Genomic DNA, 14,291 nt, shown 5'->3' on the forward strand with positions numbered 1-14,291 from the left:
ATGAAAAAATTAAGATATGATTTAAATAAAAGAATAAAAATATCCCACTAGGGGTGCCAATAGGCTGAGATAAGAATTATTTCTTAATCCCTTATAACCTGATCTGGATTATGCTAGCGTAGGAAAGTGGAGATGGAATATACATAGTGTCTTCATGTATCAAAACCACTCCATTTTCAGAGTGGTTTTTTTATTTTCAAAGAGGGGTTATTATCCGTGGATTTTATTAGCTGAAATCGGAAAGACTAAGCTATTTAATTCAAATAATTTCAATGAAGTGCTATTAAATTGTCTGTGAATGGGCTAGGGGCATTCAGTATGGCTCCGCTATTCAAACAGGCATTTTCTAATATAAAGGCTCTGTTAAAGTCCGTTGTTGATATTGTGATCCGCTGCCGGTGGACGCTTTCCGCAGGCACGGCTCGAGCCTCCTCGGCCGAAAAGCTTGGCCTGCGGGGTCTCGAGACTCGTGCTGTTCCTGCAGGAGTCGCCACCTTCGCTCCTCACAATTCAACAACTCAGTGCTACACCATTTGAAAAACAACACTAAACTTTAACAGAGCCAATATAAAAGCCACTATTAATGGTCGATTAGAGTTTAGATATATTGTATATAATTTACTTTAATGAAAATTTTTATATGTTATGATGCGTATAAGAGAAATTCAGAATCCAAGTAATTCGTTCTCGTTAGCCATCTTCTTATTATAAAGATAAGGGTTATATTGGACACTATAATGGAGGTGATACCATGGAAAGAGAATGGTTATTTTTAGATACGGGATATCATGATGCAGCCGTTAATATGGCCCTTGATGAATGCTTGATTAACTGGCTTCATGAAGGTAGAATCCAACCAACACTGCGGTTTTATGGATGGGAAAAGCCTAGTTTATCGATTGGTCATTTTCAAAAGGCGGAAAAAACGATTGACTTTAGTGCTGTCAACAAACACAGCTGCCAATTTGTCCGCAGGCTGACAGGCGGAAGCGCTGTACTGCATGACCATGAGCTAACTTATAGTCTTGTTATCTCAGAACAGGACCCAGGTATTCCACAATCAGTGAAAGATGCTTACTATATTTTATCAAAAGGTGTTTTAGAGGGATACAAGAACTTGGGTATTGAGGCAGACTATGCGATTCCGGATGAACAGGTTGCAAGAGGGCAATCAGCGATTTGTTTTGAAGAGCCTACTTATTATGAAATGGTTGCTGATGGAAAAAAACTCTCCGGAAATGCACAGACACGGAAAAACGGTGTGCTGATGCAACATGGATCGATTCCAATAACGATGAATACAGATATGTTATTTGATTTGTTTCGTTTTCAAACTGAAGAAAGCAGGGCTCGAAAGCATAAAGCATTTCAGAATAAGGCAGTCACAATTAATCAACTAACGGATCAACATCATACATATGAGACGATGACTGCAGCTTTTAAAAAAGGCTTTTCAACAGGTTTAAACATAACGTTCAGGCCGCTGGAACTTTCAGAAAGGGATTGGGAAGAAGTCTTTCACCTGGCGAATACAAAATACAAATCAGAAGCCTGGAATTTTCATTTATCAAAGGAGCGTGTCACAAGTGGCCAAACAAGCTGAGCACATACGTAAACCGGAGTGGCTAAAAACGAGGATCAACACTAATAAGTCGTATCAAAAGCTCAAAAATCTTATGCGTGATAACCGATTAAACACAGTTTGTGAAGAAGCAAAGTGCCCGAACATTTATGAATGCTGGAGTGAAAGAAAAACTGCTACCTTTATTATCTTAGGGGATACATGTACACGCGGGTGCGGCTTTTGTGCTGTCAAAACAGGTCTCCCGAATGAATTGGACTGGGGAGAACCAAAACGAGTTGCAGATTCCGTTGAGGTCATGGAGTTAAAACATGTGGTCGTAACAGCCGTCGCACGAGATGACTTGAACGATGGCGGTGCAGCCGTGTTTGCTGAAACTGTTCGTGCCATCCGCGAACAAAATCCAGCTTGTACAATTGAAATACTTCCTTCAGATATGAAGGGAGATTATGAGAGCCTCCATACATTAATGGACAGTCAACCGGATATTTTTAACCACAATATTGAAACGGTTCGCCGCTTGACTAAACGTGTTAGAGCAAAAGCTACTTATGATAGATCACTGCAACTTTTAAAACGTGTTAAAGAAATCGCTCCAACGACACCAACAAAATCCAGCATCATGGTCGGCTTAGGTGAAACGAAGGAAGAAGTTATTGAGGCAATGGATGACTTATTGGCACATGATGTCAATATCCTAACCATTGGACAGTATCTACAGCCAACCAAAAAACACTTAAATGTCGAACGTTATTATCATCCGGATGAGTTTGAGGAATTAAAGAAAATTGCATTGGAAAAAGGTTTTACCCATTGTGAATCAGGACCACTTGTAAGATCTTCCTATCATGCAGATGAACAAGTGAGCAAAGCATCAGCACAACGAAGAATTCAATATATGCAAGGCTATGAAGAACAAGAAAATACAGAAGTAGACTTTAAATTCTTTTAATCTGTTTTATCCAGTGGCACCTAATTGTTTATAAAGAACCGCTAGTTATGAAAGATGAGTTCATTGTCACATGAACTGTCCCCCCAAAAGTTAGACCGAAAATCTAACTTTTGGGGATATTGTTGTGTCCAAATATAATGTCGTATTTAATATGCCATAGTAAAAGCATATTTGAATAATTCATTTGTCAAATTAAGTGAGACAACATACTGTCATCGACAAAATACTAGACAAATCGTTAAGGTCTTTCGAATATCTTATTTAATTGCAAGTATTGACGTCAATGCCCTTCTATAATTTAAATTAGTTTTCCTTTCTTCTTGGCATTTCCATCCAACCCTGCTCCTATCGCTATACCAATGCACATCCCCATGAGCATTCCGAGTACAAGATTATCAAAAAGGAGCAAACCCAATGGCAAACCCAAACCGTTTCCAATAGATATAAATGCCATCATATAAAAGTTTTCAGATGTTAGTTGATGTGTATGTTGTAAATGCGAAGTCACTTGCCTTGTTTGTTTATTATGAATTTTATAATCTTCTTTGGTGAGTTGATGAACGTTAGATAACATATATTCAAAATGATTCTCTAACTCTACTGAATACTTCTGGCATTCTTCACATTCGGAAGAATATGAATCTAACCTTTGAATGCTTCGTATGTACTTGTCCAATTCGAGTTTAGTTGCTGTTTTTTCATCTAAGTTATGCTTTATCTCTTTTATATTCTGGGTCAATTCCTCTACACGTTCGGGATTCACGATCTAGCCTCCTAAAAGTCCATTATGAAGTTGAGCACCTGCTTTTAGAGAAAAACTAACCAAGCAGAAAGTAGATTGAATAACTTTTCTCATATATTAACATAGTTTAGTGTATTAACACTAAACTAGACAAAAACGTTAGAGTCTTTCAACTTGAACGCGACAGGTGATAAGTAATTAAGTGATTAATGGGTAGGATATAATTGAACCGGTGCACACAATCAAAAAATTCAAGGTCAAGTGTCTTATCGTTCAATAAAATAGGTACCTTTTACAAACTCTATTCTGATTACCTTGAAGGTTGTTTCAGCAACGGCATTGTCATAAGGGAACTTGGTTGCTGAGGAGATTAACCAGGCATTTGCCGATTCCTCAAATGGAAACACCATTAAACCAATTTTGAAAATGTAATGACGATGAAGTACATGTTTACTGTACTAAGCTTCAAAAATTAACCCAGTAGTATTTTAGTGAGTTGACTGGTGCAAGTCCGGTATTAAACCGAGCTTGCACCAGTCTATTTTAACTGACCAGGATTAGCATTATTTCCCTTTAACGTTTTCACATACGTTAGTTCGAATTGGCTCAACAACTTCACGGTCAATCATTTCATAAACGTACTACTTTCCTCTTCTACAAGTACCATTTCGTCTCCTCTTTCGATATTACAAATAGGGGAAAATAACATGGAGCCTAAGAAATTTTCTCTATTAATATCAATATCGTTGGTTTTGGATGAATTCAGTAAATCAACCGCATCAAAATCAAATTGAATGCCATGTTAAAATTTCACCAGTGAACATCCTCTATATCATCTCTATTTCTTCAAACGTTTAACGGCTTCATTCGGCTGTTCACTCCTTGAAATAGCTGAAATCACACTTACCCCTGCACCTGTCTGTCTCACATGCTGAGCATTCGATTCATCAATACCCCCTATTGCGACGACAGGCAATGGCACCTGTTCTTGGATAAAACGAAGACCTTCGATGCCAATTACTTCTTTCGCATCATCCTTTGAAGAAGTTTTGAACACAGGACCGACACCAAGGTAGTCAGCCAAATCCCAACGACTGACATGAAGCTCTTCAGTTGTAGAAATGGATAGCCCTATTAGGAGCTCAGGAAACATTTCCCGAATTTCCCTAATATCACTGTCGTCCTGACCAATATGAACGCCGTCTGCTTCCAATTCACGAACAATTTCAATATCATCATTTACAAAGAAAGGGATGCCGTAGTCTTTACAAATCCTTCGCAAACGGTGACCAAGCTTTATCTTTGCCTGCCCACTCAGCGCATTTTTACCCTTTTCTCGGAATTGAAAGGCTGTAATGCCACCATGGATCGCCTGTTGCAACACCATTTCCGGGTCCTTCCTGCAATCCTGACTCCCCATGATGAAATATGTGTGCAGATAGTCAGTCATCGGTATCCCCCAATTCATCCAGCAGGTGAGGAATAAATGTCCCAGGGCCTCCCGCTTTCTTCTCAGCACGTTCGGCAGCTTTATTGTAGAAATTAATAGCGAACTGTACTGCTTCTATTTTCTCTTCCTCAATAGAAATGCAGGCGGCTATCAGAGATCCGAGCAGACACCCTGCGCCTGTAATGTAACCGAGGAGTGGTGTTCCGTGCGAAGACGTGAAGAAGTCTTTTCCATCACTAATGACATCTGTCTCTCCAGTCACTACAACCATCGTCTGTAAAGTCTTCGCCGCTTCTAAAGCAATGACTTCTACATCCCCACCTTCTTCGGAATCCACGCCTTTTACCTTCAAAGGAATATCGGCAAGCGCACCTATCTCTCCAGCATTCCCCTTCACGACAGAGATATCGACTTCATTCATAATCCTTTGAACCGCCTGTTTCCTGAAAGTAGTTGCACCCGCACCAACAGGATCTAGAAGCACAAGAACCCCTGCTTTATTTGCAGTTTTTCCTGCTTTAATCATAGTTTCTAAATCCTCTTTCCTGACGGTACCAATATTCAGTACGATGGCATTCGCGATACCGGCCATTTCTTCAATCTCTTCTTTTTCCTTAGACATAACAGGACTGCCACCGAATGCGAGCAGACCATTCGCAGTAAAGTTCATGACCACCTCATTCGTGATGTGATGAACGAGCGGGCGTTCTTCCCTCAATTGTTCAAGATTCATTGTTCTCTCTCCTTTCTGTGAGCCCAATGATTGGTAGGACCATTCCCGGATCCAATATCAAAAGAATAACGGATAGCTTCAGTGATGAAGGGCTTTGCCTGTTCGACAGCACCCGAAAGTGTTCGTTTCATCGCCAGATTGGCCGCAATCGCCGAAGCATACGTACAACCAGTACCATGCGTATTCTCTGTCAGAACTTTATCCTCTCGATACATTCTAACTTCTTCTCCGTCATATAATACGTCCACCGCTTCCCCGTCTAGATGACCTCCTTTAACAAGTGCTCCACCTGCTCCAAATTCTTCTACCAAACGCCGGGCTGCTTCTTCCATGTCACGTTCTGTACTTATTTCCATCTCCAGTAATGTTTCCGCTTCAGGTATATTCGGTGTGATGACCGTTGCATAAGGAAACAGGTACTCAGATAAAGCTGCTCTCGTCTCCTCTTCCATGAGCGGGTGACCACTGGTAGACACCATAACCGGATCACACACGTAAGGGATATTCTGACGTGCGATCCATGTCCCTACCACCTGCGCCGTCTCTCTCGTCGCTATCATTCCAGTTTTGATGACATCGACAGGCAAGTCTTCTTCTATGGCCGTAAGTTGTGTTTCAATAAAAGACGCTGGAACATGATGAACACCTTGAACGCCTGTCGTATTCTGGGCTGTTAGCGAGGTGAGCACAGACATGCCATACACTTTCCATTCTTCAAATGTTTTGAGATCTGCCTGTATACCAGCTCCTCCCCCAGAATCAGAACCAGCAATTGTAAGGGCTGTAAACGGCTTCATTTCAGCACCCCTTCTGCAACCGGCCAACCTTCGAGCGTATAAGACATCTCCCAGAAAGCATATTCCAGCTGACAACTCTTTCTAAAAGCATCTTTCATAAGCTTGCGATCCTCAGAAGAGGCTGCTTCAGCTTCTTCATTTAGACGCTTCAACAAATAGTCAGTCGTATAAGTAATCGAATCATCAGCATAAAATTCAATCCATTCATAAAAAGGATGATCAGGCTCCGGAGAGAATTCTTTCTTCAGTTCCTGGCCGATTTCCTGATACGTCCACGGACATGGTAGCATGGCTGCGATTGTTTTACCGAGAAGCCCTTCCGTCGCGACACTTTTCATATGCGTACGGTAATGGTCAGCCGTAGGCGGTAGCGGGAAGCCTTGAAGCTCTTCGTATGGCACACCAATATAGTTACACAAGTTACGGTGTGGATGGATCTCATCTCCAAGTACAAAAGCGATTTGTGCCTGGAAAAAGGCAATATCCTCGCGTTTTTTCGATTGAGATACCGCCGTTCCATATAGCTGCATGAACGTGTTCAAATATTCATAGTCCGCCTTCACATAATGAGCAACTGCTTCGTCTGGTAACTCGCCTTCTCCAAGTCCACGAACAAACGGATGATCAAAAATCGCCTGAAATATATCATCGTTTTCTCTTCTCAATTCTTCTGTAAACGTCATAAAAATAGCCTCCTTATTTTGTATACAGGAAGCCACTCGAAATTTTGAGTGCTTCCCTTCGTCGGCATGACCCGAATCAGGTTCAAAGGGACTAAGGCTTTGCCTTATCTCAGCGATGATATTCGCGCCCCTAGCAACGTTTTATACATTTATGACAACGGTTGGTCACTTCAATTACCACCATCTTTAACATCCAAGTGAAATGGTAATAATGCAGTTTATAGCATGCTTTAGAAAGTAAGATTCACCCCTACCAAACAAGCAACTATATTCTAAGTCTTCTCAAAGCTAACAAATCAACCATGGTCATCATCTATTCCCCTCCTCTTCTCATGAATAATGGGAAAATGAAAACAAAAAACCGGATCCCTTAATAAATGGGACCCGGTTTGTCAATTGTATGTTGACTACTTCCCCACGCTGGCATCACCCAGATCAGGTCCCAAGAGTCGGAAAGTAAAGCTTTCCTCTCAGCCCGCTTAACAGGCACCCCTAGTAGTTGAACGTCATTATTCACTTGGATAATAATAGTATAACAAAGTTCAGAAAGTTACGCATCTTTTGCAACAGAAATATTCTTCTATATTACACTCGGCTTGCTCATGATGGCAATGCAGGGTGTTAAAGATATAAATGACCAATAATATAACCAAGACAGTAGCGAAAGAGAAATCTGTTTTTGGTACATAAACAAAGCTATTTGATTCAAACAAATCCTGTTGACGAATAGGGAATATTCACTAGTTCTGCACTTCAACTCTGTTATCTCAAAGAACTCCTTTTTTTAACTTACATCGGGTGCATTGATACTTCATCAATGCACCCGATTTTTGGTAAGTGCTTAACTATTCTCGAAAAACATCGTTATTTAGTAGGCAATGGTGCTCGCTGAGAAATAAACCCTTTGTCCACTAATTCATTCCAAAATGATTGTGGGATGTCTTGATTCATCATCTCTATATCTTCTGCAGTGTGCTCTGGACGCGTTGAACCTGGAATAACAGCTTTTACTGCTGGATGAGCAGTTGAAAATTGTAAGCCTGCTGCTTTCAAGCTTACATTATGATCTTCTGCAATTTCTTTTAACTGCTTTACTTGATGGAGTCTATTAGGATCAGCTTTAGCATAATCAAAATGATCGCCTCCAAGTAACGCACCCGAATTAAATGGACTTCCTACAATGATATCTACACCCTTTTCCTCAGCTTTTGGCAGCATGCGCTCTAAGGCATGCTCATGCTGTAAAAGCGTGTATTGTGTGGCAGATAAGCAGACATCAGGTTGAGCTTCTTCTAAGTCCATGGCTAGTTCAATAGGTTCAGTTGTATTAACACCAAGTCCCCATGATTTGATTACCCCTTCTTCACGAAGGCGACTTAAGACACGAAAGGCGCCATTTCTAGCCTCATCAAATTTTGTGATCCAGTCATCCCCATGAAAATCAGGGGAAACATCATGAACGAAGACCATATCCAAGTGATCGGTTTTTAACCGTTCTAAACTTTGTTCAATAGATTTCATGGTGGCTTCCTCTGTATAATCCGTTATGACTTTATTTTGACGACCATCCTCAAATAAGCCTTCTGCATTTTCTTTTTCATCGGTAATATAACGTCCAACTTTCGTCCCTATGAAATAATCATCACGATTATACGCTGATAACGCCTCGCCTAAACGCATTTCCGCTAAACCTGCTCCATAAAAAGGTGCAGTATCAAAATAGCGAATTCCTTGATTCCAGGCGGTTTGTATGGTTTTTTGCGCTTCCTCTTCTGGAACATCTCTGAACATATTCCCTAATGGCGCGGTTCCAAGACCTACTTTATGTTTAAGTGCTTTCTCTAACGAATTCAACTAAACTCCTCCTTATCATGAAGTTATATACTTAATTTCCCACTTATACATTACACTAAAACATGAAGACTTGGAAATTTTTAAATGTTTTAGGTTGTAACCTTACTAACTTCTAAATAAGTTTAAACACTTTTTTCTATGGATTGATCTGAATTATTAGCTATATTTTGCACAGATTGACCAGTATCACAAGCGCTTATATGAAGGAAAATCATTGTTATAATTATCACCTTTTTCACATATCACACTCTGTTCTTTAAAAATGATTTCTATGTTTTTAAAAATTTAATACTATCTCCATCTATTTGTGATACGGTTCCCCCCGCATAATCCTAAACGCGCGATAAACCTGCTCCACCAAGATTAATCGCATCAACTGATGAGGATACGTCATCTTACTAAATGAAATCGCTAAGTCACTACGTTGTTTAATGTCGTCACTTAACCCAAGTGAGCCACCAATCACAAAGGCGACTTTACTTTTGCCGTATGTAGCTAGGTCGTCGAGTTTTTGGGCGAATTGTTCAGATGTGAGTTGTTTGCCGTCGAGATCTAAGGTGATGACGTATTGATCTGTGGATAACTTTGTGAATATCTTCTCTCCTTCCTTCTGTTTGACTTGTTTTTCTTCCGCTTCACTTAATTGATCAGGTGCTTGTTCGTCTGGTACTTCTTCAATTTTAACTTTGGCATATTTGCTTAGTCGTTTTAAGTATTCGTCGATGCCTTGGATTAGATACTTCTCTTTTAACTTGCCGACGGATATGATGGTAATCTGCATGAAATCCCTCCATGAGCGCATTCTTTTGAATCATCTTTACTTCATTTTAATATTTACGTTTGTTTCATCGCTTTCAATTACAAATGTTCGTTTTTCAATCTATGTCTCTTTCACTATGTCATAAGTCGTGTATCTCTTGCAACGTTGATGTTATCGGATTTGGAGTTATTCAGACTGTTAACAGGTGTTGTTGATAACTTGTTCATAAACTCTTTATAGCTTGTGTAATGTTGTCTATAAGTGGATTTATCCACAGAGTTACACACATATTAACATATGTTCGTGCTATATTTAGTGAGATATTCTTATCTTCCTCCATATATAGAGAATTAAACTATTTTCCACCCACATGATGTGTATAAATCGGTGAATAGTGTGTACAACTGGCTATATCCGAATATTAAAAAGAACTTACCCACAGTGTGAGTAAGTTCTTCATTCATCATTTAAAATTCTTGTGATGTGAGTGAGATCGTTGTTTCTTGTTGTTCGCCGTTACGATAGTACGTGACGTTAATGTCTTGTCCTGCTTCTGCTTCGTTATACAGATATTGTCGTAACTGAAGGACATTTTCGATTGATTGTCCATCAATCTCAACGATCACATCATATTGTTCTAAGCCACCTTGTGCTGCTGGTGACATATTCTCAACAGATGCAACCACAACACCTTTTTGCACATCTTCAGGTAGGTTTAAGGTATTTTGCCAATGATATTTCGGCACATCTGCTAATGACATTGGTGAAATACCAACGTATGGTCTCGTGACAGCTCCATCTGCTTCTAGCTCATCCATGATTGGTTTCGCGGAACCAATTGGGATCGCAAAACCAAGTCCTTCTAACTGAGCAGAAGAGATTTTCATGGAGTTAATCCCGACAAGTTGACCTTTCATATTGACGAGCGCACCACCTGAGTTACCAGGGTTAATGGCTGCGTCTGTCTGTAGGACTTCCATTTGCCAATCTTTAGTGCCATCTTCATTTAAGTCAACTGGAATTAAACGGTCTTTACCGCTGACAACCCCTTTAGTCACAGACCCTGCAAATTGTAGACCTAATGGGTTACCAATCGCAACAACAGGTTCACCCACATCTAAGGAGTCTGATTGACCTAACTCAATGACTTCACTGACATGTTCGTTATCAATGCGTAGAACAGCTAAGTCCGTGTACATGTCACTTCCAACAACTTCGGCTTCTACTTGTGTCTCATCTTGAAAGACGACCTCTACTGAACTAGCGCCTTCAATCACATGATGATTGGTCACGACATAAGCTGAGCCGTCTTGTTCTTTATAAACAACACCTGAGCCTGTAGACCCTTGGCCAGATTCTTGTTGTTGTCTACCAAAAATATTCTGTTCTTGTATATTCACAACACCAACTATGGCATTCGATACACTATCGACCACTTCTGTTGTTTGTGTGGAAATATCGACATTAACATTTTCGGAATTACTGTTGCCACTTTGTCCTTGTGAATCTTCTGAGTTTGCGTTCTCCGTTTCCTCAGTGTTATTCGTATCATTCGACTCATCTAACGTCATATTCATATCTGTGAATGACGTTAGTAAAATAAACATGATAATTGATCCAATAACTGCACCCACTACACCTATAAGCCAGGATTTATTCGACTTAGACTTAGGTGTTTGGTTATGCTCATTTTGATCATCATAACTCATCTTACCACCTCGCTATGGGATTTTAATCTATTACAACGTTGTGAATATCAATTATCAACGTTATAAACGAATCAAGGGTGTCGGCTTAATTGGACTTGTCGGGACAAGGTCCAAGCCGTCTCCAATGGGATAGTCGTATTGGGTTAAGGTTTGTGAAACACTCATCTGCGCCAAATCAACCATATTGTTATCTTGGCTTAAATGACCTAAAAATATTTGCTTTGTCTGATCGCCGATGACATCCATCATCGCCCATGCGGCATCATCATTCGAGACATGACCTAAGTCACTGAGAATTCGCCGCTTCACATTCCACGGATACCGACCCATTTGTAACATACCCACATCATGGTTCGTTTCAAACAGGATCGCATCAGCATTTTCTACAGTCTTCTTCATCCGTTCTGACACATAACCCGTATCAGTTAATAAAGCGACTTTCTTTCCTTCATGGTGAAAGACATAAAACATCGGATCTGCTGCATCATGAGACACACCGAAACTTTCGACATCTAAATCCGCAAAGGTTCGAACGGTTTCCATATCAAATTCGAACTTCTGCTCTTGGCTGACTTTGCCAATCGATGAATTCATGGCGCTCCATGTCTTCTCATTAGCATAGATCGGCAAGTTATAACGCCTAGCCATGATGCCTAACCCTTTTATATGGTCACTATGTTCATGCGTAACTAAGACACCATCTAAGTCATTTGGGTTCACCTCGACTTCATCGAGCAATGTTTCAATCTTCTTACCACTTAACCCAGCATCAACGAGCCATTTCGTTTGTTCTGTTCCGATATAGAATGCATTCCCGGAACTACCTGATGCTAAAACACTAAATTCTAAGCTCATTCTGTTTCACTCCGAATCAGTTCCTCTACTTGATAGTCTACAAAATAGGTGATGGAATCGACAAACTCCTCTTCCTCACTAGGAATGACTTGTCCTTCAATTGCATTCACAAAGTGTGTTTCTTCATCATTAATCGTGATTTTCCATGTCGGGGTAAAGATTTGTTCCCCTTCTTCGAGTGGCACTAACGTATGATACCCCAAACTCATGTCCGTAATCTCATCTTGGCGTTCTAATACATCAGAATACAATATTTTAATGACGCTCATCGGATCAAGAACCGTTTGAGGTTCGCTTTCTTCTTCCGGTTCACCTAACAAGGTTTGAGCGTAGCTTGTCACTTCACCATTTTCATTTAAGAGTACAGCTAAGACACCTGAATAATTGAAAAATACGGGACGATCGTTCTGTTTTTGGAAATACAAGATTAATCGATTATTATAGGATTTCCAGAACTCATAATCCTCACCACGATACACATGATCTAAAATATCATTATCCCCTCCATCAAGTTCTAGAGGTTCATTGAATTGACTCACGATCGTATCATCATTCATAATCACCATTTCTTGATTATTAAATGAGTTTTCTATATTATTAAAGTCTTCTTCTGTGAATTCGTAGCGATTCGATGAGATATAGACCTCTTCTTTACCTGATTCTGGTAATTCTCCTACCTCAATTTCTTGCGCTTCTAAACGTTCCTCAAAACTCGCTTGCGATGACCGTTCCAGATCCGTGTCACTGATTTTTTCAAATAATTGTTGCCCTAAGAACACATTAAGGATGAGAAAGCTGATTATAAACAATGATTTAATTTGTCCCCACTGCATGCTTATCCATCCTCCTGCAGGGTGATTTGTTCTTCAAAATAGCCAAACGGACGCCAATCCCCTGCATATTTAATAAACCACTTCGGTTCTAAAAATAACACATTACTCGAGCCTTCTTCTTCACTCAAGTCATAGCCCATCTTAATATCGCTGACTAATGATAGAGATATCTCTTGTGAGCTCCTTTCTAAGTAGTTATAGATCGATATGCCTGACGTAAGCTCCACGTTATCCCGATCCTGAAACGGTGTCGTGAGTTTAAACAACGGGCGTGACAGTGACTCTAGCTCTTGATTAGCCCATATCTGCTGCAACGTCACATATTGATTATCATCAAAAACAGGATACCCATTCTGATGCATGCGATATTGAATCGTTTGGCTCTGTTCGCTTAATTCACTCGCGTTAAAATTATTCGTCCACCCATAGTAGTCATTTGTATGATTCATACTTCTAGTCAATAATTCCATTGAGTTCAAATCGCTCAATTCTTCAGTGGCTGGTTTTAAATATTCAATATAATGACCCGAACTAAATGCGCTATTAAATCTTAATAAGCGTGATCCGTCTGTTAATATTTTTTCATAATCTCCGCCTGTAGTTTGTTGGCTAATCAATGTCGGATTACTAAATAACACATTTCTAAGCGGCTGTTCGTCTAATTCGTTTAACAAAACCGTATGCTCTGTTGCTATTGTGTCTTCGCGTGTTAAATAAATATAGTCCCTCGGCTGGTCTTCGTGAAGTTCCACTTTCTCCATTGAGGCTGTATTGTCATCATAGATATAGCCTTGTAAATGATCATAAGCACTTACAGATTCGATCAATCCATTTAACACTTGATCATGACGATCGGAGGTGAAACTCACACGAATTTGTTCTTCTGAGCCTCGCGTTAATTGAAAGAAAACACGATTAAATGAACCAGTCTGTTGATTCGTGCTATCATCAACATCGAATAATTGATTAATCGCTTCATATGGAACACTGACTGGCATCACCAATTCAACATTAGGTGTCCAAACATCACCATTTTCTTCCGATGGGTACTGATCTAATTTCGAAAATGTCCAATCTGACATATCCTGAAATAACTGCTGTTCCTCTGTTTTACTCTTTAATCTTGAGAAAGTATTGTTGTTATTAAAAATAATTTGATCAGGCGTCATAACTTCACTGATTGTCTGCTGCTCACCGTCTAATTCATTCTCTTCTAAATACGTAATCTCATCCATTTCTTCGTATTGAGGTTGATATGTCCATAAAGCAAAGGTTAGCCCTAGACTTGTCGCAACGAGGATGACTAAAACAGCTGATTTTAACTTTTCTAAATCCATATTT

At 39.9% G+C, this 14,291-nt stretch carries 13 protein-coding genes and 3 riboswitches; of the genes, 2 read left to right on the forward strand and 11 right to left on the reverse strand.

Going from position 1 to position 14,291, the window contains the following annotated elements:
- Window positions 1–39 precede the first annotated feature (39 nt).
- Window positions 40–142, forward strand: a riboswitch (TPP riboswitch).
- A 609-nt stretch (window positions 143–751) separates the two neighbouring features.
- On the forward strand, window positions 752–1,603 hold the full coding sequence (locus FHR85_RS04395; RefSeq protein ID WP_167261471.1) for a lipoate--protein ligase family protein: 852 nt from the start codon (window positions 752–754) through the stop codon (window positions 1,601–1,603).
- On the forward strand, window positions 1,587–2,534 hold the full coding sequence (lipA, locus tag FHR85_RS04400; RefSeq protein WP_167261475.1) for a lipoyl synthase: 948 nt from the start codon (window positions 1,587–1,589) through the stop codon (window positions 2,532–2,534). Before FHR85_RS04395 ends, lipA begins: the two co-directional genes overlap by 17 nt.
- Before the next feature lie 298 nt (window positions 2,535–2,832).
- On the opposite strand, the gene FHR85_RS14345 is transcribed toward lipA, so the two are convergent.
- From FHR85_RS14345 to FHR85_RS04455, 11 genes are all read right to left on the reverse strand, one after another.
- A complete protein-coding gene (locus FHR85_RS14345; protein WP_243864152.1) occupies window positions 2,833–3,297 on the reverse strand; it encodes a hypothetical protein in 465 nt (154 codons plus the stop codon).
- An 817-nt stretch (window positions 3,298–4,114) separates the two neighbouring features.
- Complete coding sequence (thiE, locus tag FHR85_RS04410; RefSeq protein ID WP_243864153.1) at window positions 4,115–4,744, reverse strand: thiamine phosphate synthase; 630 nt, start codon at window positions 4,742–4,744, stop codon at window positions 4,115–4,117.
- Window positions 4,719–5,459, reverse strand: coding sequence for a hydroxyethylthiazole kinase (gene thiM / locus FHR85_RS04415; RefSeq protein WP_167261477.1), 741 nt, complete (start codon window positions 5,457–5,459; stop codon window positions 4,719–4,721). Before thiM ends, thiE begins: the two co-directional genes overlap by 26 nt.
- The gene (gene thiD, locus FHR85_RS04420; protein ID WP_167261478.1) at window positions 5,456–6,256 is read right to left on the reverse strand and encodes a bifunctional hydroxymethylpyrimidine kinase/phosphomethylpyrimidine kinase; all 801 of its coding nucleotides are present in this window, start codon (window positions 6,254–6,256) and stop codon (window positions 5,456–5,458) included. Before thiD ends, thiM begins: the two co-directional genes overlap by 4 nt.
- On the reverse strand, window positions 6,253–6,939 hold the full coding sequence (tenA, locus tag FHR85_RS04425; RefSeq protein WP_167261479.1) for a thiaminase II: 687 nt from the start codon (window positions 6,937–6,939) through the stop codon (window positions 6,253–6,255). Before tenA ends, thiD begins: the two co-directional genes overlap by 4 nt.
- Window positions 6,940–6,975: 36 nt before the next feature.
- A riboswitch (TPP riboswitch) is annotated at window positions 6,976–7,081 on the reverse strand.
- A 253-nt stretch (window positions 7,082–7,334) separates the two neighbouring features.
- A riboswitch (TPP riboswitch) is annotated at window positions 7,335–7,443 on the reverse strand.
- A 360-nt stretch (window positions 7,444–7,803) separates the two neighbouring features.
- The gene (locus FHR85_RS04430) at window positions 7,804–8,793 is read right to left on the reverse strand and encodes an aldo/keto reductase (protein WP_167261480.1); all 990 of its coding nucleotides are present in this window, start codon (window positions 8,791–8,793) and stop codon (window positions 7,804–7,806) included.
- Between the two features lie 301 nt (window positions 8,794–9,094).
- Window positions 9,095–9,574 carry a 23S rRNA (pseudouridine(1915)-N(3))-methyltransferase RlmH gene (gene rlmH, locus FHR85_RS04435; RefSeq protein WP_167261482.1) on the reverse strand — a complete coding sequence of 160 codons (480 nt, stop codon included), beginning with the start codon at window positions 9,572–9,574 and terminating at the stop codon, window positions 9,095–9,097.
- A 446-nt stretch (window positions 9,575–10,020) separates the two neighbouring features.
- Window positions 10,021–11,262: a S1C family serine protease gene (locus FHR85_RS04440; protein ID WP_167261484.1), complete on the reverse strand. Its 1,242-nt coding sequence runs from the start codon at window positions 11,260–11,262 to the stop codon at window positions 10,021–10,023.
- 60 nt (window positions 11,263–11,322) lie between these two features.
- Window positions 11,323–12,117, reverse strand: coding sequence for an MBL fold metallo-hydrolase (locus tag FHR85_RS04445; protein ID WP_167261486.1), 795 nt, complete (start codon window positions 12,115–12,117; stop codon window positions 11,323–11,325).
- On the reverse strand, window positions 12,114–12,950 hold the full coding sequence (locus tag FHR85_RS04450; RefSeq protein WP_167261488.1) for a two-component system regulatory protein YycI: 837 nt from the start codon (window positions 12,948–12,950) through the stop codon (window positions 12,114–12,116). The genes FHR85_RS04445 and FHR85_RS04450 overlap by 4 nt, the downstream gene beginning before the upstream one ends.
- Before the next feature lie 2 nt (window positions 12,951–12,952).
- The gene (locus tag FHR85_RS04455) at window positions 12,953–14,287 is read right to left on the reverse strand and encodes a YycH family regulatory protein (protein ID WP_167261490.1); all 1,335 of its coding nucleotides are present in this window, start codon (window positions 14,285–14,287) and stop codon (window positions 12,953–12,955) included.
- Window positions 14,288–14,291 lie beyond the last annotated feature (4 nt).

Origin of the sequence: Alkalibacillus almallahensis, assembly GCF_011761495.1 — a bacterium.
Lineage (GTDB): Bacteria > Bacillota > Bacilli > Bacillales > Alkalibacillaceae > Alkalibacillus > Alkalibacillus almallahensis.